This is a genomic window from Hyphomicrobium sp. CS1BSMeth3, assembly GCF_900117415.1.
Taxonomy (GTDB): Bacteria; Pseudomonadota; Alphaproteobacteria; order Rhizobiales; family Hyphomicrobiaceae.
This window is the reverse complement of record NZ_FPEI01000006.1, coordinates 441,261-463,394: the sequence shown is the minus strand read 5'-3', so window position 1 is coordinate 463,394 and position 22,134 is coordinate 441,261. Positions and strand designations below refer to the sequence as shown.

Annotated in this window: 20 protein-coding genes; 14 read left to right on the top strand and 6 right to left on the bottom strand. The window is 64.3% G+C overall.

Annotation, left to right across the window (positions count from 1 at the left end; genetic code table 11):
* The first annotated feature begins 4 nt into the window (after positions 1–4).
* From CS1BSM3_RS17215 to CS1BSM3_RS17205, 3 genes are read left to right on the top strand one after another with little or no spacing between them, the layout of a single operon-like run.
* The gene (locus tag CS1BSM3_RS17215; protein ID WP_072388963.1) at positions 5–955 is read left to right on the top strand and encodes a branched-chain amino acid ABC transporter permease; all 951 of its coding nucleotides are present in this window, start codon (positions 5–7) and stop codon (positions 953–955) included.
* Positions 952–1,740, top strand: coding sequence for an ABC transporter ATP-binding protein (locus CS1BSM3_RS17210; RefSeq protein WP_072388961.1), 789 nt, complete (start codon positions 952–954; stop codon positions 1,738–1,740). The genes CS1BSM3_RS17215 and CS1BSM3_RS17210 overlap by 4 nt, the downstream gene beginning before the upstream one ends.
* The gene (locus CS1BSM3_RS17205) at positions 1,724–2,422 is read left to right on the top strand and encodes an ABC transporter ATP-binding protein (protein WP_072388959.1); all 699 of its coding nucleotides are present in this window, start codon (positions 1,724–1,726) and stop codon (positions 2,420–2,422) included. Before CS1BSM3_RS17210 ends, CS1BSM3_RS17205 begins: the two co-directional genes overlap by 17 nt.
* An 88-nt stretch (positions 2,423–2,510) precedes the next feature.
* On the opposite strand, the gene CS1BSM3_RS17200 is transcribed toward CS1BSM3_RS17205, so the two are convergent.
* The 3 genes from CS1BSM3_RS17200 to CS1BSM3_RS17190 form a co-directional block, all read right to left on the bottom strand.
* Complete coding sequence (locus tag CS1BSM3_RS17200; RefSeq protein ID WP_072388958.1) at positions 2,511–5,027, bottom strand: branched-chain amino acid ABC transporter ATP-binding protein/permease; 2,517 nt, start codon at positions 5,025–5,027, stop codon at positions 2,511–2,513.
* A 7-nt stretch (positions 5,028–5,034) separates the two neighbouring features.
* The gene (locus CS1BSM3_RS17195; protein ID WP_072388956.1) at positions 5,035–5,913 is read right to left on the bottom strand and encodes a branched-chain amino acid ABC transporter permease; all 879 of its coding nucleotides are present in this window, start codon (positions 5,911–5,913) and stop codon (positions 5,035–5,037) included.
* A 164-nt stretch (positions 5,914–6,077) separates the two neighbouring features.
* On the bottom strand, positions 6,078–7,331 hold the full coding sequence (locus CS1BSM3_RS17190) for an ABC transporter substrate-binding protein (protein ID WP_072388954.1): 1,254 nt from the start codon (positions 7,329–7,331) through the stop codon (positions 6,078–6,080).
* A gap of 127 nt (positions 7,332–7,458) precedes the next feature.
* Here CS1BSM3_RS17190 and CS1BSM3_RS17185 point away from each other — a divergent pair, with 127 nt between their 5' ends.
* Positions 7,459–8,244, top strand: a complete 786-nt coding sequence (locus tag CS1BSM3_RS17185) for a GntR family transcriptional regulator (protein WP_072388952.1) — start codon at positions 7,459–7,461, stop codon at positions 8,242–8,244.
* A gap of 49 nt (positions 8,245–8,293) precedes the next feature.
* On the opposite strand, the gene CS1BSM3_RS17180 is transcribed toward CS1BSM3_RS17185, so the two are convergent.
* The 3 genes from CS1BSM3_RS17180 to CS1BSM3_RS17170 are packed head-to-tail and all read right to left on the bottom strand — an operon-like array spanning position 8,294 to position 11,243.
* Positions 8,294–9,136, bottom strand: coding sequence for a heme ABC transporter ATP-binding protein (locus CS1BSM3_RS17180; RefSeq protein ID WP_072388950.1), 843 nt, complete (start codon positions 9,134–9,136; stop codon positions 8,294–8,296).
* The gene (locus CS1BSM3_RS17175) at positions 9,136–10,242 is read right to left on the bottom strand and encodes a FecCD family ABC transporter permease (RefSeq protein WP_072388948.1); all 1,107 of its coding nucleotides are present in this window, start codon (positions 10,240–10,242) and stop codon (positions 9,136–9,138) included. The genes CS1BSM3_RS17180 and CS1BSM3_RS17175 overlap by 1 nt, the downstream gene beginning before the upstream one ends.
* Positions 10,239–11,243, bottom strand: a complete 1,005-nt coding sequence (locus CS1BSM3_RS17170; protein WP_174263714.1) for a heme/hemin ABC transporter substrate-binding protein — start codon at positions 11,241–11,243, stop codon at positions 10,239–10,241. Before CS1BSM3_RS17170 ends, CS1BSM3_RS17175 begins: the two co-directional genes overlap by 4 nt.
* 279 nt (positions 11,244–11,522) lie before the next feature.
* On the opposite strand from CS1BSM3_RS17170, the gene CS1BSM3_RS17165 reads away from it, so the two are divergent.
* The 10 genes from CS1BSM3_RS17165 (at position 11,523) to CS1BSM3_RS17120 (ending at position 21,928) form a co-directional block, all read left to right on the top strand.
* Positions 11,523–13,547 carry a TonB-dependent hemoglobin/transferrin/lactoferrin family receptor gene (locus CS1BSM3_RS17165; protein ID WP_072388946.1) on the top strand — a complete coding sequence of 675 codons (2,025 nt, stop codon included), beginning with the start codon at positions 11,523–11,525 and terminating at the stop codon, positions 13,545–13,547.
* Between the two features lie 122 nt (positions 13,548–13,669).
* Positions 13,670–14,020, top strand: a complete 351-nt coding sequence (locus CS1BSM3_RS17160) for an antibiotic biosynthesis monooxygenase family protein (protein WP_072388944.1) — start codon at positions 13,670–13,672, stop codon at positions 14,018–14,020.
* Positions 14,021–14,055: 35 nt separating this feature from the next.
* Positions 14,056–14,583 (top strand): heme utilization cystosolic carrier protein HutX, encoded by a 528-nt coding sequence (gene hutX, locus CS1BSM3_RS17155; RefSeq protein ID WP_072388942.1) that lies wholly within the window; start codon positions 14,056–14,058, stop codon positions 14,581–14,583.
* A gap of 7 nt (positions 14,584–14,590) precedes the next feature.
* Entirely contained in the window at positions 14,591–15,703 is a 1,113-nt protein-coding gene (gene tolA / locus CS1BSM3_RS17150) for a cell envelope integrity protein TolA (RefSeq protein WP_072388940.1), read from the top strand.
* A gap of 162 nt (positions 15,704–15,865) precedes the next feature.
* Entirely contained in the window at positions 15,866–16,096 is a 231-nt protein-coding gene (locus tag CS1BSM3_RS17145; protein WP_072388938.1) for a DUF2171 domain-containing protein, read from the top strand.
* Positions 16,097–16,475: 379 nt separating this feature from the next.
* A complete protein-coding gene (locus CS1BSM3_RS17140) occupies positions 16,476–18,074 on the top strand; it encodes an ABC transporter substrate-binding protein (RefSeq protein WP_072388936.1) in 1,599 nt (532 codons plus the stop codon).
* Positions 18,074–19,021 (top strand): ABC transporter permease, encoded by a 948-nt coding sequence (locus CS1BSM3_RS17135; protein WP_072388934.1) that lies wholly within the window; start codon positions 18,074–18,076, stop codon positions 19,019–19,021. Before CS1BSM3_RS17140 ends, CS1BSM3_RS17135 begins: the two co-directional genes overlap by 1 nt.
* Positions 19,021–19,908: an ABC transporter permease gene (locus CS1BSM3_RS17130; RefSeq protein WP_083528677.1), complete on the top strand. Its 888-nt coding sequence runs from the start codon at positions 19,021–19,023 to the stop codon at positions 19,906–19,908. The genes CS1BSM3_RS17135 and CS1BSM3_RS17130 overlap by 1 nt, the downstream gene beginning before the upstream one ends.
* Positions 19,905–20,936, top strand: a complete 1,032-nt coding sequence (locus tag CS1BSM3_RS17125; protein ID WP_244540549.1) for an ABC transporter ATP-binding protein — start codon at positions 19,905–19,907, stop codon at positions 20,934–20,936. Before CS1BSM3_RS17130 ends, CS1BSM3_RS17125 begins: the two co-directional genes overlap by 4 nt.
* The gene (locus CS1BSM3_RS17120) at positions 20,933–21,928 is read left to right on the top strand and encodes an oligopeptide/dipeptide ABC transporter ATP-binding protein (protein ID WP_072388932.1); all 996 of its coding nucleotides are present in this window, start codon (positions 20,933–20,935) and stop codon (positions 21,926–21,928) included. The genes CS1BSM3_RS17125 and CS1BSM3_RS17120 overlap by 4 nt, the downstream gene beginning before the upstream one ends.
* Positions 21,929–22,134 lie beyond the last annotated feature (206 nt).

Here is a 22,134-nt window from a genome sequence, read left to right as displayed (position 1 = left end):
AGCGATGACCGTACGGCTTCTCTTTGGTGCCGTCGTCCTGGTGATTTTCTTCGCCGCGCCGCACTTCCTCGCCGAGTTTCAACTCTTTCAGGTGTGTTTGATCGCTGCGACGGCGCTTGTCGTTCTCGGCATCGTGGTCGTCACCGGGATCGCTGGCCAAATTTCCCTGGCTCAGGCCGCCTTCGTCGGCCTTGGCGGTTATGGACCGGCCATTCTCGCCGCGCGTTATGGTGTGCCTGTCTGGGCCGGCATCATGATCACCGCTGTCGTTGTGGGAGCCGTCGGTTATGCACTGGGACAGCTCACATTGCGCGTCTCGGGGCACTATCTGGCACTGGCGACGATGGCGTTCACGGCGATCGTTCAGCTCGCCTTCATTCATTCGGATGCGGTGACCGGCGGCGCCGTCGGCATGCAGATGCCGACGCTCGAGATCTCAGGGAAAACGTTCGCTAGCGGCGGGACGCTTTACTACGTCGTTCTTCCTGTCGTGGGCGTGCTGTTCCTCGCCGTTCACAATCTGATCCATTCGCCAGTGGGGCGTGCCTTCGCCGCCATTCGTCAGAGCGAGACTGCCGCCGCCGCCATGGGCATCGACGTTCTTGCGCACAAGTCCGCCGCATTTGCAGCCAGCGGCTTTCTTGGCGCGATCGGCGGCGGATTGCTGGGTCTTTTGTCGACCTACCTCGACCCATCCCAGTTCGGCATTACACAAGCCGTCTATTACCTTGCAGTTGCGGTCGTCGGCGGCATGCAGTCCCCGCTCGGCGCCATAGTTGGAAGCGCTGTCTTCGTGCTCGTTCCCGAGTTCCTGCAGGCATTCCAGACCTACCTCGGCCTCGTCTTCGCACTGCTGCTGCTTGTGTTCATCGTGCTGAGGCCGAACGGCTTGGTGAGCTTGGCATCCGATCTGCTGCGCATCGTCGGTGGGAAGCAGCAAAGAGGTGCCGCATGACCTCTGCGCTGCTCACCATTCAGAACCTGACGGTGCGCTTTGGGGGCCTGGTCGCGCTCGACGACGTCTCACTCGACATAGCGCCACGATCCATACAAGCGGTGATCGGCCCGAATGGCGCGGGAAAGAGCACGCTCATCAACGTCGCCACGGGCATCTATGGCGCAACGAGCGGCCGCGTCGACTATGACGGCGCGCGCATCGATGGGCGCGCGCCGCACGCAATCTCCCGCCTGGGCATTGCGAGAACTTTTCAGAACACCGAGCTGTTTGGTGAGATGTCCGCGCTCGAGAACGTGATGATCGGCGCGGACAGACATATGTGCGGCAGCTACCTCAGCAGCGCCATGCATGGCCCGGCCTATTGGCGCACCGAGCAGGCCATCCGCGCCGAGGCTCGCCGTCTTCTGGAGCTGGTCGGCCTCGGCAATGATACGGATGTCGAAGCTGCAGCATTGCCGTTCGGAAAGCAGCGCCGCCTCGAGATCGCCCGTGCACTCGCTACGCGCCCTCGCCTGCTGCTTCTCGACGAGCCTGCCGCAGGATTGCGGTCAGCCGAAATCGACGAGTTGAATAGCATACTGCTCGATCTGCGTGCCAACCTGGGACTGACGATCCTCGTCATCGACCATGTCATGGCGCTCGTTATGGCCATTTCGGATCACATCACGGTGCTGAACTTCGGACGCAAGATCGCGGAAGGCTCGCCGCAAGAGGTCCGCAGTTCACCAGAGGTCATCAAGGCTTATCTCGGCGAGAAGGCGGCCCATGCTTCGCATTCGTGATCTCAGCGCCGGCTACGGTCACAAGAATGTCCTGAACGGGATCGACCTCGATGTGCCCGCAGGATCTGTCGTGGCCATCCTCGGCGCGAATGGTGCCGGCAAGTCGACGCTGTTGAAGGCGATCGTCGGCCTGATAGGACGCTCGTCGGGCACAATAGAGCTCGATGGAAAGCCTCTTACCAACGAGTCCGCGGACCGAACTCTCAAGAGCGGCGTTGCGCTCGTCGCCGAGCAAAGAGAGCTTTTCAAGTCGATGAGCGTGGCCGACAACCTGCTCCTTGGCGGCTATTTGCGGCGCGGCCAGGCAGACATGCGCGAGGACTTCGAGCGCCTGCTTGATGTGTTCCCGCGTTTGCGCGAGCGCGTCCGCCAGCCCGCGCGCACGCTGTCGGGCGGCGAGCAGCAGATGCTGGCTATTGCCCGGGCCTTGATGTCCCGCCCTTCGTATCTCTTGCTGGATGAGCCCTCGCTCGGCCTCGCTCCTCGGATCGTCGAGGAAATTTTCGATATCGTGCGAAGGATCAGTGCAGAAGGCACGTCCATCGTCGTCATCGAGCAGAATGTCAATCTGGCGCTCGATGTGGCCCAGAGCGGATACGTCATGGAGACCGGAAGCATCACGCTCGCGGGAACGGCCGCCGAGCTGCGCAGCTCAGATACGGTGCAGGCCGCATACCTTTAAGCAGTCTCCCGCCGCTTTGGTACCCGTCAGCTCGTTGCCATCGGGCGTGCGCGCTTCACCGTTTCCCTCGAAGCCGGGCAGGCACGCTTCAGAGCCAAAGAACCTTGCGCCGGAGTTCGAGATCATCGCGGAGAGCTTTGGAATCTCCCGTCCATTGCACCTGACCGCGCTCGAGCGCCACCGTGCGGTCGGAAAGCGCGAGTGCGAGGTCCAGGTGGTGATCAACGATGATGATCGCGACCTCCTTGCGCAGTCGATCAAAACTCTCGAAGAGCTGCTCCACCACGGCAGGCGCAAGTCCTTCGAACGGCTCATCGAGCAGAAGCACACGGATATCGCCGGATAGTGCGCGCGCCACGGCGACCATCTGCTGCTCACCGCCCGAAAGGAAGTCGGCGGGCGTCTGCAGGCGGTCCTTGATGCGCGGGAAGTATTCTAGAATGCGGTCCTCGTCCCAGCGGACGCCAGTGCCGGTCTGGCGCTTGAGGCGCCCAAGCTCGAGATTGTGCGCCACGGTCATGCCGGCAAAGAGCCCGCGCCCCTGCGGCACATAGCCGATGCCGAGGCGCGCGGCGCGTGCCGAAGGCAGGCGCGCGATCTCCGTGCCATCGAGCTTGACGCTGCCCGTTGCCGGTGGTGCGATGCCGACCAGCGATTTGAGCAGCGTCGACTTGCCGGCACCATTGCGTCCAAGCAAAGCCACCACCTCGTGCTCGCGCACGTCGAGCGAGACGTCATTGAGGATGTGGCTCTTGCCGTAGAAGGTGTTGATGCTCTCGACCTTGAGCAAGGTCTTCGTTTCCGCCGCACTTACGCGTTCTTTCGACGCGACGTGCGCCGCGCCCGAGCCGATGTACACTTCCTGCACGCGCTTCGACGTCCGCACGTCCTCGACGGTACCGTCGATCAGGACTTTGCCCTCGTTCATGACGGTCACGTGGTCCGCGAGACGGAAGACGCGATCGATATCGTGCTCCACGAGAAGGACCGGAACGTCGGCCGACAGTGCCTTCACCAGCCCGCCAATGCGCTCGCGCTCGGCCGTCGCAAGTCCCGCCAGCGGCTCGTCCAGCATCAGGAGGCGGGGCTTGGTCGCAAGGGCGAGACCCATGTCGACGAGGCGTTGACCACCGTAGGAGAGCGCGCCGGCCTCGGCAGTCTCGATGCCGTTCAGCCCGAGATAGGCGATGAGGGCGGTGGTCTCGGCCTCGATCTGCTCGATTGATCGAGCCGGCGTCCAGGCATTGAAGCTCTGCGGATGTCGTGCTTGGGCCGCAAGCCGAATGTTCTCGGCGATCGTCAAGGTCGGGAAAAGGTTGGTGATCTGGAACGAGCGGCCAATGCCCGCCCGGCAGATTTGGTCCGGCCGCAAGCCCGAGATGTTCGTGCCCGCGAGCTGCACCGTACCTTGATCCGGCGGAAGCATGCCCGATACGAGATTGAAGGCAGTTGTTTTGCCCGCTCCATTGGGACCGATCAGCGCGTGCAGCGTGCGGTCGCGCACCGAGAAGCTTGCGCCCTCGACGGCTTTGATGCCGCCGAAATGTTTCACGATGCCATCGACCTTGAGGACCGGGCCTTCGAACGTATGCTTGGGCCTCAGAAAGGCCGGCAACGATGCGTCGCCGATTTTGCGGCCGGCCATGGCTGCGGCTTCGACCACTTTCTTGCGGAAAGGCGCGAGCAAGCGCTCTGCGACACCGACCAGCCCGCTCGGCGAGAACAGAACAAACAGCACGAACAGAAGGCCGAACCAGAGCTGCCAGTTGGCCGTGAGGCTCGACAGGTAATCGCGGAAAATGACGAAGAACAGCGCACCGAGCGCCGGCCCGAGGAACGATCGCATACCGCCGATGACCACCATGGCCAGCAGCTCGCCGGAGAACGCCACCGAGATCGGCTCCGCCGAGGTCATGCGATTGTTGAAGAGCAGCAGACATCCGGCGAGGCCGGTGATCGTCGCCGAGAGCGTGAAGGCCATGAGCTTGTAGCGGTTCGTCGCGTAACCGATGAACTGGGCGCGCTGCTCGTTCTCGCGGATGGCGATCAGGACGTGGCCAACCGGCGATCGGTGAAAGCGCCACAGCACGTAGACGATCAGAAACCCGATGGTTGCGACGAGCGTGTAGTAGGTCGGGTTGTTTTCGAGACGGAAGCCGGCGATGTCGGGCCTCACGATGCCGCCGAGCCCATCCTCGCCGCCCGTGACTGCCGTCCAGCGGAAGGCGACGACGTACATCATGGCCGAGAGCGCCATCGTCAGCAGGGCGAAGTACACGCCGCGCCGCCGCAGAATGAGATAGCCGAATGCAACGGCGATGATCGCCACGATCGCCAGCGATCCGAGGATCGGGAGCAGCATCGAGCCTGGCAGGAGCTCGCGCTGGATGATGCCTGCGGCATAGGCTGCGAATCCGAACCACGCGCCGTGGCCGAACGAGATCAGGCCCGTGTAGCCGACGAGGATGTTCAGGGCCATGCAGGCCATGGCGAAGATGACGACCTCGGTTGCCGACGTCACGCCGAGGCCGATGGCATTCAGGGCGAAGGGTAGCGCGACGAGCGCAACAACTGCGACCAGCAGAGGTGAGCGTTCTTGCAGCATGGTCCGCTCACTCGAATCGCTGGATGCGCTCGCCGAAGAGGCCGCGCGGACGGAACAGGAGGACGAGCATCATCATGAGGTAGATGGCCGCCGTGGAGAATGCCGTGTAGCCGAAGGCGATCATCAGGCCCTTCACCAGGCCGACGAGGAGCGCCGCCACCACAACGCCCCAGAACGATCCGAGGCCACCGATCACGACCACGACGAAGGCGGGCGTTATGATCTCCTGCCCCATGGCCGGATGCACGGCGTAGATCGGTGCGAGCAGTACGCCCGCGAGCCCGGCGAGACCGATCCCGAGTGCTGCGATGCCCGCCATGTACGGCTCGAGCGATATGCCGAGCGCGCCGACCATGTCCGGGTTCTGCACGCCGGCGCGTACGACGCGGCCGAACGCCGTCTTGTGAAGCAGCACCCACAATCCCGCCACGCACAGGATCGCAACGCCGATCAGGATGGTGCGGTAGTAGGAGTAGCTGAAATCGCCGATCCAGATCTGGCCGCGCAATCCTTGAGGGATGGCGAACGACATCGGTGCGGCGCCATAGATCCAGCGCAAGGTCTGCTCGGCCACGAGCGCCAGGCCGAATGTAAGCAAAAGCGATAAGAGCGGATCGGCCCGATAGAAGGGCCGGAATAAGAATCGCTCGATCACCACGCCGAGCAAGGCAACGGCGACCGGCGCGACGACGAAAGCGCCACCGAAGCCGAGGTACTCGGCCAGCGTGATGGTGAGATAGGCGCCGATCGCGAAGAAGCCGCCGTGCGCCAGATTGACGATCCCGCCAAGGCTGAAGATCAGCGACAGGCCGAGCGCGATCAGGAGGTAGTAGACGCCATCGAGCAGGCCGTTCAGCACCTGCTGCACGAACAAAGCTGTCGTCACGTCGAGCGTGCTCCGCTGAAGCCTGCCTAGTGTGGTTCAGATTCCGAAGTTCGTTCGAGAGGCCGCGCAGATCGTGACGAACTTCGCGATCGGGACACTCGCCCCTCGGGGAACGCGTCGCTCCCCGAGGAATGCTACAGTGCCGATCCACTACCGGGACGGCTTCAGGTCATCTTGCAGGCGTTCTCTTCGGCCGTCGCCGCAATGACGTCGAGCGGTTCGTTCGGCGCCGGGACGGGCGCGCTCGGCCGGTAGATGTCCCACTGATTTTTCAGCTCGTTGGCCTTGAGCGCCTCGACGGCGTACATCTCGTGCATGAGCTGATGGTCGTACTTGCGGAAGTAGCCGGGCCGCGTCTTGAGCAGGTCGAACTTCGGCTCCTTCTCGAGGTGCTCGATGATCTGCACCGCCTCGATGGACTTCGCATCATTCATGGCCTGCGCGAGGATCTTGAGCGCGATGTAGTCGCCCCAGGCCTGGTTCTCGGGGGGCTTCTTGTAGCGGGCCGTGAAGTCCGCCACGAACTTCTTGGAGCCGGCCGTATCGATCAGATGGTGCCAGACGAGTGGCCACGTGCCGAAGAAATTGCCCTTGCCCGCGCCCCAGGCGACGGCAGTATCAAAACCGAAGCCGGCGACCGGGAACTCCAGTCCGAACTCCGAGTACTGCTTCAGGAAGTTCGTAATCTGGTTGCCGGCGAGGTTCGACACGACGAGATCGGGCTTGCTGTTCCGGATCTTCGTCAGGATGCTCGAGAAATCGGAGAGATCGGTCGGTACGAGCTCGTCAGCGGCGAACTGGCCGCCGTTCTGCTCCATGAACCTCTTGGCGACGCGAAGCAGATCGTGCCCGAAGGCGTAGTCGGCGGTCAGCGAGTACCACTTCTTGCCTTTGACCATGTTGCCGGCCAGCAGCGAGCGCCCGACCGTCTTCACGTACATCGAGTTCTGGCTCTCAACGTGGAACATGTAGCGGTTGCAGTTCGAACCACGCAGCGCATCAGAATTGCCGCCCGTGTTGACGAACAGGTTCTTGGTGCGCTGCGCGACCTGCGCAATCGTCAGACACGAAGCCGACGAAATCTCACCGACGATGCAGGCGACCTTGTCGCGCTCGATCATGCGCTCGGCCTTCGTGGAGGCCGTCTGCGGGTTGACTGAATCTTCCTTGAGCAGCTCGATCTTGCGCCCGAGCACGCCGCCCGCGGCATTGATCTCGTCGGCTGCCTGATCGGCGGCCATGACGGCGTAGTCCCCGAGCACACCGAGAAAACCGGTCCGCGGCGTCAGGTGGCCGATACGGATCACATCGGCTTGGGCGCGGCTGATGGCGGGAAAACCCGAAATGCCCGCAACTGCAGCCGTCGCACCGGCGCCCTTGATGAGCGCACGACGCGTAGGACGAAAGAGCTTCTTCATAGCGCGACCTCCTCGTAGCGTTTCTCATTCCCCATGGCTGGCCTCTTGAACGGGCCTTGCCGTAGTCTGTGATCACAGTTAGCAAGGTAGAGAACCGTTTGTCCAGCCAGGAGCCGAGGAAATAGCGGTGGGCAGCCCTGCACGCGCGCGCGCATCGGAAGAAGCCGCGGGAACGCTGGCCGATCGCGTATATCGTTCTTTGGCCGATCGCCTCATGGCTGGGCGTGCCGCACCCGGCGACAAGCTCTCGCTGCGTGCCGTGGCCGACACGCTCGGGGTCTCCATGATGCCCGTGCGCGCAGCCGTGTCACGCCTGACGGCCGAAGGTGCGCTCGAGGTTCTGCCAAAGCGCGCCGTGACGGTGCCGCTCATGCGAGCAGATCAGTTTCGCGACATCACCCGCGTGCGCATCGAGATCGAGGGCGCGGCGGCTGCCATGGCCTGCCACGGTGCCGATCGCTCGGATCTCGCCACGATCGCCGAGCGAGAGCGTACGTTCCGCGCCATCAGCCGCGAGCGCGCGCCCGATCTGGCACGCGCCGTCGCCGCCAATCAGGAGCTCCACTTCGCCGTCTATCGGGCAGCGAAGTCACCGGAGCTTTTGGCCATCATCGAGCGGCTGTGGCTGCGCGTGGGCCCGATCCTGAACTTCGATCTTCGTGGATCGCCCGAGCGGATCAAGATGGGTGATGCTGTAAAATGCCACCAGGCGCTTCTGTCCGCCTTGCGGGCCGGCGATCCGGAGGTTGCACGCGCGGCCATCGCAGGCGACATTCGCAGCGCTGCGGAGTTCATCCTTTCAAGTGGTCGTCTGGCGAGCGGCATCGAGGGCGGACATCCGACACCACCCGAAGCCGTCGGTGGCGCCCGGGAACCCAGGCGAACGCCTCAAGGAGCTCGTCATCGACCGTGACTTGAAGATCCTCGCGATCTCAGGCGAGCGGATGCTCGCGCCGAGGACATCATCCACGGCGCACATCACGACCGGCATCGCTGCCCGCAAACGACATATCCCGCGCGTGATGCGGCAGCACAAAGACTTCCCCATCACGCGGCGGCGTGTTCACGCGGGCCGGCCAATCATAGACGGATGCCAGCAGATCGTCCGTGAGGACGTCACGCGGGGAACCCACCGCCCGCACTTTTCCTTTCGCGAGGACGACCAGCACATCGGCCCACGCCGCCGCCAGATTGAGATCGTGCAGGACCAGCACCACGGTCAGCCCGGCCGTCGCGAGAGCCCGGCATAGCGCCATCACCTGGGTCTGCTGGGCCGGGTCGAGGCTCGCGGTTGGCTCGTCGAGCAAAATGATCTGCCCCTCGGCGCCGTGCCGGCGGGCAGCACGCAATTGACACAACGCGCGAGCAATGTGCACGCGCTGCCGCTCGCCACCCGACAGCTCGAGATAATTGCGCGCCTCGAACCCCGCGAGCCCGACGGTCGCGAGAGCTCCAACGGCGATCTCAGGGCTCGCATCGAGGCCGAAGCCGGGCACGCTCGCCCCCAGCATGACGACCTCGCCGACCGTGAAAGGAAATCCGAGGCTCGCTCCCTGCGCGACGAGCGCGCGGCGCTCGGCAAGCTCCCGCGGCCTGAAGTCGGCGATGTTGCGCCCATCCAGGGCTGCCGTTCCCTTGGATGCGCGCCACACGCCCGAGGCAACCTTGAGCGCAGTTGATTTGCCGGCACCGTTAGGCCCGATCAGCACGGTCACGCGGCCCGGCTCGAGCGCCATGTCGACGTCCGCAATGAGCGTGCGTCCACCGCGCATCACCGTCACGCCGCTGAGCTCGATCCGGCCCATCAGTCTGCCCCCGCGACGCCGCGCGACAGGACAAGATGCAGGAACACCGGACCGCCGATCACGGCCATCACGATGCCGAGTGGCAGCTCCGCCGGCGCAACGATGATCCGCGCCACGACGTCGGCGCCCACCACCAGTGCCGCGCCGAGCACTGCGCTGACGGGCAGCACCATGCGATGGTCGGGCCCCGTGAGCAGGCGCACGAAGTGCGGCACGACCAGTCCCACGAAGCCGACGATCCCGGCCACGGCCACCGCCGCTCCCACGGCTGCTGCCGTCGTCACTACGATCACGAGCTTGACCCGCTCGACCGCAATGCCGAGGTGGTAGGCCTCCGCCTCGCCGAGCAGGAATCCATTGAGCGCGCGCGCGAGCGATGGCGTGACGATCGCCAGAGCCGCGACGAACGGCAGAATAGCCGTCACTTTGGTCCAGCTCGAGCCGGCGAGGCTGCCCATCGACCACAGCGTCAGGTCGCGCAGCTCGCGATCGTCACTGACATAAGCCATGAGGCCGGTCAGCGCCCCGGCAATGGCCGCAATCGCGACGCCCGACAGCAGCAGCGTCGCAACCGACAGCGCGCCTCCGCGATTGGCGATCCAAACCAGCACCAGCGAGGTCACGAGGCCGCCAACGAACGCCGCCACCGGCAGCGCGTAGAAGCCAAACACGCGCATCCATGCAAGTGCCGGCGTCGCGCCGAGCGCGATGATCGCGACCGCGGCAAGCGCCGCCCCCGAGGAAACGCCGATCAAACCCGGGTCGGCCAGAGGGTTGCGAAAAAGGCCTTGCATCATCGCGCCCGCAACAGCCAGCGCGCTGCCGACGAAGGCGCCGAGCAGCATCCGTGGCAGCCGGATGCCGAACAGCACCAGATGCTCGCGGCGCAGCAGCGGATCGGTGATATCGCCGCCGATACCGGCCATCAGCGCACGCGGCAGCGAACCGAGCGTTATGCCCGTCGGGCCGACGGCAAGCGAGGTAATTGCCACGATGACGAGCGCGACGCCTGCAACCGGCAGAACCCACCGACCGCGTGGCTTCGGCAGCGAAGCGACCGGTGCGCCCAGCACCATCGGATCGATGCGCGTCTCGACGCGGTTCATCCCTTCGATCCTCGGGCTCTGGCGCTCTGCGCGGGCGCCTGGAGCTGCCTCATGAGGTCGCTCGCTGCCGCCGGCGCGCGTGGGCCGAAGCCGAGAATATAAAGACCGTCCATCTCGATCATGTGCCGATCGCGGCCGGCGCGCGTCGCCGAAATGCCGGGCACCGACAGTATCTCCTGCGCGAGGCTCGGCCCGGACGACCGGCTCATCACGACGATGATCTCGGGGTCCATGGCGATAATCGCCTCCTCGGAGACGGGCTTGAAGCCCTTGAGGCTCATCGCCACGTTGCGTGCGCCGGCAAGACGCAGCATGACGTCCGCGCTCGTCTCGGCACCTCCGACGATGGCACGCCCACCCTGCACACTGAGCACGAACAGGACGGCCGGGTTGCGCGGCAGGCGGCCCCGCGCCTCCGCGAGGTCTGCAAAGCCCTTCTCGATGCGGGCAGTAAGCGCGTCACCGGCAGCGGCTTGTCCGAGCTTGCCAGCGATTGCACGGACGCGCTTCGTCAGTGCCTCGACATTGGGATCGTCGTTGACCTCGAAATAGTCGATCCCGCTGGCCTTGAGCGCGCGCACGACCTCCGGCGGGCCGGCCTTGTCGCTCGCGATGATCGCATCCGGCGCGACCGAAAGTACGCCTTCGGTCGACAGGGCGCGAAAATAGCCGACATTCTTGTGCGTCTTGAGTGCTTCGGGCGGGAACTGACTGGTCGAATCGACAGCGATGAGCCGATCGCCGGCACCGAGCTCGTAGAGGATCTCAGTGACAGCGCCGCCGATCGAAAGGATGCGTGACGGCTCCTTCGCCTGGGCCGTCGGTCCGCCAGCGAGTGCAATTGCGGCCGCAGCAGCCAGCAAAAATCGCTTGCATCGGTAAAGCATCATCGCGCGCGCCTTCTGCCAGTTCTTGAAAGTGAGCGTGCTGTTCGCCGCGGCCTTCAGGCGATGGGCCTCGCCGCTGTGGGCGATGACGGGTTCGGCCGAGCGGCTTTGCATTTGGCTCGCTTGATTGTACGATCCATTGCTAGTGCCTTTGAGGCCACTTTCCATCTCCATCCCGCCACTGCTCATGCCATCTTATACTTGACTGTATCAGTCAAGAAAAATAGATTGCTTGGGCCGTTGGCAACCGCCGCGAAAAGCAGCGGGCACGCTTTCGGCATCGAGCCCGCCCGCGACAGCTCTCGAAGCCTCGTCAGCCAGCCAGACCAAGCACGCACTTTTGAAGAGATGGCCGCGACTCGTTCCGGCCAGGGGGTTCATTGGGGGTTGGCAATGACGACGCTATGGAGGCGGGCGCTGCTCGCAACGGCATCAACTTTGGCACTATCGACGACGACGGTCGGACCGGCGTCGGCGCAGGAGATCCAACTCGACGGCATCATCGTGACCTTCTCGCGCACGATGCAGTCGGCGATCGACGCGATGGCGGGATCGAGCACCATCGGCCGCGAGCAGATGGACGAGCAGTTCCAGCCGAGCTCGATCACCGAAGTGCTCTCGACAATACCTGGCGTGAGCACGGATGGCACGACTCGCGATCCCGGCGTGGCGGTCAACATTCGCGGCCTGCAGGACTTCGGCCGCGTGAACATGCTGATCGAAGGTGCGCGGCAGAACTTCCAGCGCAGCAGCCATGGGCCGAACGGCGTCATGTACGTCGAGCCGGAGATGCTGCAGCGCGTCGACATCACGCGCGGCCCGACTGCGACCATCTACGGCTCCGGCGCGATCGGCGGCGTCGCGGCTTTCGAGCTGCTTGATGCCGACGCGATCCTGCGCGCCGGCGAGTATGCCGCGATCCGCAACCGCACCACCTACTCGACCAACGGCAATGGCTGGCTCGAGAGCGTGACGGGCGCCGCCCGCTCCGCCACCTTCGATGTCGTCGGTCAGCTCAACGGCCGCTGGGACGGCAACTACAAGGACGGCAACGGGACCACGGTGCGGGATACTGAGAAAGATGTGACGTCCGGGATGGTGAAGGCGCGCTGGCGCCCGGCCATCGGCCATCAGATCACCGGTACCGTCGTCAACTATAACGCCGACTTCATGGACTGGGCGGCCGCCACCAGCGGCACGCGGCGCACGTCCGAGCTCGAGAATCTGCAGTTCACCTTGGGCTACACGTTCAAGCGTGACGACACGCCGATGCTCGACTTCAGCGCAAAGGCCTATCGTAACTCGACGCTGCTCACCCAGACGCGCATCGGCACAGGCACGGTCTTCGAGCCGATCGGCTCGCGCCGCAGCTTCGATGTCGTGACAACCGGCTTCGACGTCTTCAATACGTCGCGCTTCAACTTTGGCGGCGGGACTACGTTCGCCCTCACGTACGGCGTCGACGGCTTCGAGGACAAGGTCGTCACGAGCGACCCGAACGGCGGCGGCGACGAGCTGACGCCGAGCGGCCGGCGCTCGGTTGTGGGCGCGTTCGTTCAGGGGCACCTGAAGCTCGGCATGGTGGATGTCATCTCCGCGCTTCGCTACGACAGCTACGAGCTCGAGGGCGGCGGCACGAAGCTCAGCGGCGATCGCGTGTCACCGAAGATCACTGTCGGCGTAACGCCGGTCAAAGGCTTCCAGATCTTCGGCACTTATGCTGAAGGCTATCGCGCCCCGGCGGTCACTGAGACGTTGATCAATGGCCTCCATCCATTGCCGGCGCCGTTCCCGCTGCTGCCGAATCCCAACCTGAAGCCCGAGACGGCCCAGACGCTCGAGGCCGGCGTCAACCTCAAGTACGACAACCTCTTCCGCCAGGGCGATGCCTTCCGCGCCAAGTTCGTCGCCTTCCACAACGAGGTGCAGGACTACATCGGCTTCAGGGTCGTCAGTCCGGATCCGGTCCCATTCGGCACATACCAGTACCAGAACTTCACATCCGTGACGCTCGATGGCGTCGAGCTCGAGGCCACCTACGACGCACGCACGTGGTTCATCGGTCTCGCCGCCAGCCACATCCGCGGCACCGACGACGACACGGGCCTCGGCCTCTCGTCCGTTCCTGCCGACCAGATCGTGGTCACGGGTGGTGTCCGCATGTTCGACAACAAGTTGGTGGCCGGCGGGCGCGTGCGTTTCGTGGCTTCGCAGCATCGGGTGGCAGACGCAGCACTCGCGTCCGACGCCTACAACATCGTCGATCTGTTCGGGCAGTACATCGTCAGCGACAGCACGACCTTGAACCTCAACATCAACAATCTGTTCGACGTCGCCTATCGCCCCTTCCTGACCCAGCTCAACGATCCAGGGTTCAATGCGCGGCTCGGCGTCACGATCAGGCTCGGCGCCAACTAGTGGAATGATGCGGCAGCGTACGCTCCTGCGCAGCGCTGCAAATCGAACTGGCGATGGGCGGTTGTGCTACCGCCCATCGTCTCGTTTCTCGGAGTTCAGCACGAAAGAGGCAAGGAGAGACCATGTATATCGCGATGAACCGCTTCCGCGTCGTCAAGGATCAGGCGAAGGCGTTCGAGCAGCTTTGGGCCAACCGCGAAAGCTACCTTCACGAGATGAAGGGCTTCGTCGAGTTCCACCTTCTGAAGGGCCCCGAGAAGGAGGACTATCACCTCTATTCGTCGCACACCCTCTGGGAGACGTACGAGGACTTCCTCGCCTGGACGAAGTCCGAGAACTTCCGCAAAGCGCACGCCCGCGCCGGCAACGAGCGCACGCAGCCGCTCACCGTCGGGCATCCCGAGTTCGAGGGCTTTCATGTGATCCAGGAAGTGAAGGCCGACGGCAGCAAGATCATGCACGCAGCCGAGTAGTAAGCGATCACACTTACAAGACGGAAGAAACGACCATGAGCGAGACGATCCACCAGACCGCCGCCGAAGCTCCACGCGAGACGCTGCACGAGCGGCTCGCCAAGAACCCCGACGGCATCGTCGAGCGGATCGCTCGCGAGTATGGCGTGAGCACGCTGTCCGTCGTCGAGGCGCTGGCACCGACGCATCGCACACTCGTCGGTGGCGAGCATTTCGCCGATGTGATGAAGGAGCTCGAAAGCTGGGGCGAGATCCTCTTCATCGTGCACACGCCCGATATCGTGCTCGAGTGCGCCGGCTCGATTCCGCCCGGCACATTCGGTCGCGGCTACTACAATATCCATGGCGACAGCCCGATCGGCGGCCACATCCGTGCCGAGGCATGCTCGCGCATCGCATTCCTGTCGCGCCCCTTCATGGGCCGGCCGTCATGCTCGATCCAGTTCTTCAATGGCGATGGCGAAGCGATGTTCAAGGTCTTCGTGCGACGCGACGAGAAGCGCGAGCTCAAGGCCGATCAGGTCGCCAAGTTCGAGGCATTGCGCGCGCGATACGCCATGTGATGAGGCCATGCAGACGCGTCCTGGCATCGAGAGCGACACGATTGCGCGCCGGACCCGGGCGGTGGTCGCGCTCGCAGTGTCGCTCGCGCTTCACTGCGGCATTGCCTATGCGATGATGGACGCGGCGAGCGTCTACGGCCGTGCCAACGTGCCGGTGCCGAGCCTCAGCGTCGAGGCCGTGCAGACCATCGTCCTCGAAGAGGTCACGCCGACCGACAAGGCCGAGCCGCCGGCCGAAAGCGCCGCCGTGCAAGCGTCCGTGGCAGCAGAAACGCCGAGCCCGGACAAGCACGTTCCCGAAACCCAGATCGAGAAGCCTGAGCCGCCGTCTGCCGCTGAACCGACGCAGCTCGCAGCGCATCAGCCGTCACCTACGCCGGCGCCGGAGCCGCCAGCCCACGCGGCACCTGCGGAGGCAACACCGGAACCGCCCGTGGCCACGCCGCCACTGCCGACGCTCGATCATCCCGAGGCCACCGAGCTTCCAGTAGCAAAGCCCGATCCCGAGGCGGTCATCGAGGAGCAACGGCAGCAAGCTGCGTTGCGCAAGCAGATGGAAGAGGAAGCGCGGCAGCAGGCCGAGAGAGAGCGGCGGCAGCGCGAGCAGGAGCGCCTGAAAGCCGAAAGCGAGGCGGCCCGCAAGCGCGAGGCCGAGGAAGTCGAGCGCAAACGCAAGATCGCTGAGGCCGAAGCCGCCGAGAAGCGCGAAGCCGAAGAGAAAGATCGCAAGCGCAAGGCAGCCCAGCAAGCACGCGAAGCCAAGAAGGCAAAAGGCGCCGAGCGCGACCAGCGGGCATCAGTCGCCTCGCGCGGTCAGAAGCAGGACACGCGCGGCGCAGCGCGCACGACGGCCAGCCGCGGCGACATATTGAGCTATGCCGCGCTGGTGCGTGCTCGCGTCGCATCCAACAAGCCCGGCGGATCAGGAAACGGCGGGACGGTCATCGTCTCGTTTGGCGTGTCCGGCAGCGGCGGTCTCACCTACGCCCGCATCAGCCGCTCGTCGGGCAATTCCGGCCTCGATCAGGTGGCACTCGGAGCTGTCCGCCGTTCCGGTCCCTTCCCGGCACCGCCGGACGGTCAATCACACGCCTTCAGCGTCCCCTTCCATTTCAACTGACGCCCAGCTCGCGCCCTGTGCGATCGCCGTTCAGCGGAAATCTGGACGGTGAAATTTGCGCGCTCACGCGCACGTCATCGGGAACGTCCGACGACGGCGGGAACGAACTTCTTGGTCCGCCAGTTCGCAAGATGGAAGAAGACCAACCGAAGGAGGTCAGAGATGGCGGTCAATATGTCCGATATTCACGAGCACATGAAAGTCGTCGGCTCCGACGGCAAACACGTCGGCACCGTCGATCACGTCGAAGGCGATCGGATCAAACTCTCCAAGAGCGATCCGGCAGCCCACGGCAAGCACCAGTACATCGAAAAGTCGGCGATCCACACGATAAAGAACGGTGAGGTCTGCCTATCGCAGAAGGCCGAGGAAGCGAAGAGCCGCTTCCACTGAGACATTCGTAAGTCGAATTCCCTGCGAGACGCTGCGCCGTCCCGGCGCAGCGTCCATTGACGCGCACGTCGCTCGCGGAGAGCCGACGGCTCGATGATCGAGCGTCGCCACGCGGTGTGCGGCACATATATCAGCAAGCATTCCTGGCAGATTGCTCGATTTCATCGCGCGCGCGGCGAATGATGATGGCGATACGCGCGCCGTATCAGCAGGAAACGCTCGTTTCCGCTTTGGCACACAGCTTGCAGATCCTTGTTCGATTTCGGGTCGAGCTTCACACGCCTCAGCGACAGCGCTCGGGCGCGCGCGGGGATATTGCGCGCACCGAAATCCGAATGCGTCCGGTCTGCACGCGCGTCAAACGGAGAAAAGCGACAAGATGGTCGATCATAAGAGCATTCTCGAGGAGAGAGTTCTTGGCAGTATCAACCGACGCGACCTGATGCGCGGGCTCGGTGCCGGCACGGCGGTCCTGGCAACCGGACTTGGATCGCGATCCGCGCACGCCAATGGCGGCGGCCACATTCGTCTCGGATGGATCGATCACGTCGATACGCTCGACCCGCATTTCACCGGCTTTCTCGGCGCCGTGAAGATCCACAACAACATCTACAACGGCCTGCTCAAGGTCGAGTACGACGGCAAGCGCGTTTCCTTCGTCCCCGATCTCGCGCAGACCTGGGAAATCCAGGACGACAAAGTTCACACATTCAAATTGCGCCCGGGCGTCAAGTTCCACGACGGCACACCCTGCGATGCCGAAGCCGTCAAATGGAGCGTCGAGCGCGTGTGGAAGGGCACGCCGCGCTCGACGCACGCGTGGAAGTACAAGGAGCTCGCGAGCGTCGAGGTCCTCGATCCGCTGACCGTGCGGCTGACCTTCAACAAGCCCTATGCCTTCCTTCCTGTCGCCCTTACGGGCAGCACCGGCCGCGCGGGCACGATCGTCTCGAAGGCCGCCGTCGAGAAGTACGGCGACAAGTTCGGCCGCAATCCCGTCGGCACCGGGCCCTTCAAGTTCGTGAGCTGGCGCGAGAACGATGCGATCGTCATCGAGAAGAACCCCGACTACTTCGAGAAGGGCCTGCCCAAGCTCGATCGCGCGACCTTCCTCCTCATGAAGGAACCCTCTGCTGCGATCGCCGCGATGCTTTCCGGCCAGATCGACGGTCTCGGCGATGTGCCGGTGCAGTTCGTCAGCCAGCTCAAGGCGCAGAAGAACCTGCAGGTCTATGGCGAGATCGAGGGCAACTACGTCTACGTCGGCATGAACTGCAAGCGCGCGCCGTTCGACGACATGGACCTCAGGCGCGCCGTTGCCTTCGCGCTCAATCGCGAGGTTGCCATCAAGCAGGCCTTCTTCGGCCACGCCATTCCGGCGTACACGCCGATCTCGCCGCCGATGACCGACTTCTATGATCCGGATGTCGCGAAGTCCGGCCGCGGGCAGTTCTTCGATCTGGCCAAGGCAAAGGAGTTCCGCGCGAAGTCCAAGGTCAAAGGAGCGATCGAGCCGCTGTTCCTCGCCTCTGAATCCGGCCTCTTCGGCACACGTCTGGTGCAGAGCGTGCTGCCGATGCTGGCAGCGATCGACATCAAACCGAAGATCGAGGTGGTCGAGCGCGCGGCATGGATCCAGCGCCGCAATTCCGGCGAGTGGGATCTCTTCGACTTCAACTGGTGGGCCGATCTCGATCCCGACGAGACGATCACGCCGGAGTTCCGCACGGGCGAAGCCTGGAACTATCCAGGCTGGTCCAACAAGCGCTTCGACGAGCTCGTCAACGCCGCGCAGGACACGCTCGATGTGGCCAAGCGCAAGGAGTACTACACCGAGGCCTGCGATATCCTCATGAACGAGGCGCCGATCGCAATCGTCTCACACATGCCGGTGTTCAAGGCCTTCTCGCAGAAGGTGAAGGACTTCAAGTACATCCCCGTGGACAGTCTCAACCTGCATACGGTGAGCCTCGGCTGATGCTGCTGTTCGCCGCCGGCAAGGTTCTCCAGACCTTGATGGTCCTGCTGATCGTCTCGGTCGTCAGCTTCACGCTGTTGAAGCTGGCGCCGGGCGATCCCATCCAGATCATGCTGGGGACGGAGAACTCGCCGGAGGCGTACGCATCGCTCATGAAGCAGCTCGGCCTCGACCGTCCGATGGTCGAGCAGTACTTTCATTGGCTCAAAAACTTCGTCACGGGCGATTGGGGTGTGTCCTATGTGGGCAAGGCCCCGATCTTTCAATACGCCTTCATTGAGGCACTGCCGGTGACGCTGACGCTTGCCGTGTCGGCGCTCGCGCTGTCGATACTCATTGGCGTGCCGCTCGGCGTGCTGTCGGCAACGCGGCGCGGTAGCGGCTGGGATGCCATCACGTCCGTCTTCACGCTGACCGGCACGTCTTTTCCGAGCTTCTATCTCGGCATTCTCCTCATCTGGCTGTTCGGGGTGAAGCTCGGCCTCTTTCCGACCATGGGCTTCGTGGCGCCGTGGAACGACTTCTGGGGCGGCATCACGCACATGACGCTGCCGGCGATCACGCTCTCGATCTACTTCCTCGCCATGATCGTGCGCATGACGCGCGCCAATCTCATCGAGGTGCTGGAGCAGCCCTATATCGCCGCTGCGCGGGCACGCGGCGAGCCAAACTGGCGCGTGGTCTGGGTGCACGGCCTGCGCAATATCCTCATGCCGCTCGTCACCATCCTCGGCCTTCAGCTCGGCGCGCTGCTCCAGGGGGCCGTTCTGACGGAGACCGTGTTCTCGCTGCCCGGCATCGGCCAGATGATCACCAATGCCGTGCTCAATCGCGAATACGGCATCGTGCAGGCCGGCGTGATGATCACCGCGTGCCTGTTCATCACGACGAACCTGCTCGTCGACCTCGCCTATCCCTATCTCGATCCGCGCCTAAGGCCTCGCTGATGGTCGATCTCTCAGCCGACATAGAACTCTCCAAGCAGCCGGCGCGCGTAAGTGCCATTCTTGCCTTTGCGCGCTCGAACATCTTCTTCGTGATTGCCGCCACCGTGGTCGCGATCTTCGTCCTTTCGGCAGTATTTGCGCCACTGGTCGCGCCACATCCTCCGCTCGACCAGGACATGGCCGCCTTCATGTCGCCGCCGCTAACCGAGAACCACCTGCTCGGCACGGACAGTTTCGGTCGCGATCTGCTCTCACGAACCATCTACGGCGCGCGCTACGCCCTCGCGATCGGCTTCGGCGCGGTGTTGATCGGCGCCATGGGCGGCCTCATCGTCGGCATGGCCGCAGGGCTATCGGGCGGCGTAACTGAATGGGCGCTGATGCGTTTCATCGATGCATTGCTCGCGCTTCCCTCGCTCATCATGGCGATCGCCTTCATCTCGATCCTTGGGCAGGGCGTCGACAAGGTGATCCTCGCGGTCGGCGTCGCCCTGATCGGGCCGTTCTCGCGCACGGTTCGCGCCGACGTGCTGCAGATCAAGGCGCAAGCCTTCGTAGAAGCCGCCGGGCTCATGGGCGTGAAGCGCTTGGCCATCATCTGGCGGCACATCCTGCCGAACGTGATCTTTCCGCTCGCCGTGCAGGCGACGATCCGCGTCAGCTATGCGGTGCTCGTGTCTTCAGGCCTGTCGTTTCTCGGAATCGGTGTGGCGCCACCGACGCCGGACTGGGGCCTTATGATCGCGGAGGGCCGCAGCTTCGTGAGCTTCGCGCCGTGGATCGCGGGCGTTCCCGGCACGGCGCTCGCCATCCTGCTCATCGCGCTCAGCATTGTCGGTGACGGCGTGCGCGAGCATTTCGATCCCAAGCTGAGGAAGCAGGGATGAAGCCCATGGATCTCGGCGCGGCGCGCGCTTCTACATCGCTCCCGGCTGCGCTCGGGCAGCGCATCGAGCCGACACCTGAATCAAAGCCGCTGCTGAAGATTGAGGAGCTTTCGCTCAGCCGTGGCGAGAGCCTGATCCTCGATAACGTGACCTTCTCGCTCCGGCGCGGTGGCACGCTCGGGCTCCTCGGCGAGTCGGGCGCCGGCAAGTCGACCATCGCGCTCACGCTGATCGGCCTCCTGCGCACACCCGAGGTGGGCCTCAGCGGCACCATCGAGCTCGACGGCGCAGGCAATGTCACGGAAGCGGGCGAGGACGCCTGGCTCAAGCTGCGCGGGCGGCGCGTGGCCATGATTTTCCAGGACGCGTCCGCCGCGCTCAATCCCTGCTTCACGATCGGTCGCCAGCTCATGACGCCCTTGCGGCGCGTGATGGGCCTCAGCCGATCGGCTGCGCGCGCCCGCGCCATCGAGCTTCTCGAGAGCGTCGGCCTCAATGATACGCCATCGCGCCTCAGCGCCTATCCGCACCAATTGTCGGGCGGCATGCAGCAGCGCGTGATGATCGCCATCGCACTCTCCTCCAACCCGGACTTGCTGCTCGCCGACGAGCCGACGAGTGCGCTCGACGTCACCATCCAGGCCCAGATCATCCGGCTCATCCTCGAGGAGACCCGGCGCCGCAGCGCGAGTTGCATATTCGTGCTTCATGACCTCGCGCTGGCGAGCCAATGCTGCGACGACATCGTCGTGCTCTACGGCGGACAGGTCATGGAGACTGGCCCGAGCCGCATTGTTCTCGAAGCTCCCATGCATCCCTATACGGCCGCACTCAAGGGATGCGTTCTGGAGTTCGACACCGAAGAGCTGAGGCCGCTGCCGAGCGGCGCCCCATCGTTCGCATCGAAGACGCCCGGGTGTCGCTTTGCGCCGCGCTGCCCGCGCGCGCTCGAGAAATGCGCGGCCAACAAGCCGCCGCTTGCGGATGTACATGGTCGCAAGCTCGCCTGCTGGAATCCTCTGACATGACCACCGCGCCGATCTTCCGACTGTTGGATGTCCAGAAGGCTTATGAGGTTCGGGCGAAGGGCGGTTCGCTCTTCACGCGTGCCAAGCGGCGCCTGCGCGCGCTCGACGGCGTACGCCTGTCCCTCGGGCCAGGAGAGAGCCTGGCCATTGTCGGCGAGAGCGGCTCCGGGAAAACCACGCTCCTTCGCGTGCTGCTCGGCCTCACACAGCCGACCGACGGCCGAGCGCTTTTTCGCGAGAAGGACATCGGCGACCTCGCCGGCACGGACCGCGATCGGTTCTGTCGCGAAGTCGCGATGATCTACCAGGATGCGCGCGGCTCGCTCAATCCGCGCATGTCGGTGCTCGATCTCGTGGCCGAGCCGCTCGATCATCACAAGCTGTGTGCCAAGGCCGAGCGGCGTGATCGGGTCACCGCCCTCCTCACGCGCGTGGGCCTCGCGCCTGAGATGATGTCCCGCTACGTCAGCGCACTTTCCGGGGGGCAGCTCCGTCGCGTCGCCATTGCGCGTGCGCTCGCATCGGAGCCATCCGTGCTCGTCGCCGACGAGGCCGTGTCGGGTCTCGATGTCTCGACACAGGCGCAAATCCTTCAATTGCTGCGCGACCTGCAGCGCGAGATGGGCTTGAGCCTTCTCTTCATCACGCACGACCTCGGCGTGGCCGCCTACCTGTGCGATCGGATCGCCGTCATGTACCTCGGGCGCGTCGTCGAGGCGGGTGCGACGCGCGAGGTGCTGAAGGCGCCCGCTCACCCCTACACGCGCGCACTCCTCAATGCGTCGCCGCGCTTCTTCGCCCCGATCTCCGATCCGTTGCCCGGCGAGGTGCCGAGCCCGATCGATCTTCCTCCAGGCTGCCGCTTCGCCGGCCGCTGCGTGCGCGCGCAATCAGACTGTCACACGCGTGAGCCGGCCCTTACGCCGGCAAGTCCGACGCGCGCCTTTGCCTGCCTCCATCCCCTGCCCTTCTCCGAGCCGTCCGCGCATTGACCGCTCTTTCTTCTCCGGCTTCTTGCAGGACGCAGGCAGATGGGCATGCGGGCCTTTGCAGGAAGGCACGCATGTCCATCACTGAGGCGGCTGGAGGACCGCCTTTGCTTGAAGTAGTTCGAGGGCCCAAACTCGGCAAGCGCGCTACTGCGGATATTTCCGGCATCGTGTGCCGAAGTCGCGGGCGACGATTGAACGTCGCTGAC

Coding starts and splice junctions, on each gene's coding strand:
- CS1BSM3_RS17210 (WP_072388961.1), top strand. CDS start 952: ATGACCTCTGCGCTGCTCACCATTCAGAACCTGACGGTGCGCTTTGGG.
- CS1BSM3_RS17120 (WP_072388932.1), top strand. CDS start 20,933: ATGACCACCGCGCCGATCTTCCGACTGTTGGATGTCCAGAAGGCTTAT.
- CS1BSM3_RS17170 (WP_174263714.1), bottom strand. CDS start 11,243: ATGCAAAGCCGCTCGGCCGAACCCGTCATCGCCCACAGCGGCGAGGCC.
- CS1BSM3_RS17215 (WP_072388963.1), top strand. CDS start 5: ATGACCGTACGGCTTCTCTTTGGTGCCGTCGTCCTGGTGATTTTCTTC.
- CS1BSM3_RS17130 (WP_083528677.1), top strand. CDS start 19,021: ATGGTCGATCTCTCAGCCGACATAGAACTCTCCAAGCAGCCGGCGCGC.
- CS1BSM3_RS17140 (WP_072388936.1), top strand. CDS start 16,476: ATGGTCGATCATAAGAGCATTCTCGAGGAGAGAGTTCTTGGCAGTATC.
- CS1BSM3_RS17135 (WP_072388934.1), top strand. CDS start 18,074: ATGCTGCTGTTCGCCGCCGGCAAGGTTCTCCAGACCTTGATGGTCCTG.
- CS1BSM3_RS17180 (WP_072388950.1), bottom strand. CDS start 9,136: ATGGGCCGGATCGAGCTCAGCGGCGTGACGGTGATGCGCGGTGGACGC.
- CS1BSM3_RS17190 (WP_072388954.1), bottom strand. CDS start 7,331: ATGAAGAAGCTCTTTCGTCCTACGCGTCGTGCGCTCATCAAGGGCGCC.
- CS1BSM3_RS17160 (WP_072388944.1), top strand. CDS start 13,670: ATGTATATCGCGATGAACCGCTTCCGCGTCGTCAAGGATCAGGCGAAG.
- CS1BSM3_RS17200 (WP_072388958.1), bottom strand. CDS start 5,027: ATGCTGCAAGAACGCTCACCTCTGCTGGTCGCAGTTGTTGCGCTCGTC.
- CS1BSM3_RS17125 (WP_244540549.1), top strand. CDS start 19,905: ATGAAGCCCATGGATCTCGGCGCGGCGCGCGCTTCTACATCGCTCCCG.
- CS1BSM3_RS17205 (WP_072388959.1), top strand. CDS start 1,724: ATGCTTCGCATTCGTGATCTCAGCGCCGGCTACGGTCACAAGAATGTC.
- CS1BSM3_RS17175 (WP_072388948.1), bottom strand. CDS start 10,242: ATGAACCGCGTCGAGACGCGCATCGATCCGATGGTGCTGGGCGCACCG.
- hutX (WP_072388942.1), top strand. CDS start 14,056: ATGAGCGAGACGATCCACCAGACCGCCGCCGAAGCTCCACGCGAGACG.
- CS1BSM3_RS17165 (WP_072388946.1), top strand. CDS start 11,523: ATGACGACGCTATGGAGGCGGGCGCTGCTCGCAACGGCATCAACTTTG.
- tolA (WP_072388940.1), top strand. CDS start 14,591: ATGCAGACGCGTCCTGGCATCGAGAGCGACACGATTGCGCGCCGGACC.
- CS1BSM3_RS17145 (WP_072388938.1), top strand. CDS start 15,866: ATGGCGGTCAATATGTCCGATATTCACGAGCACATGAAAGTCGTCGGC.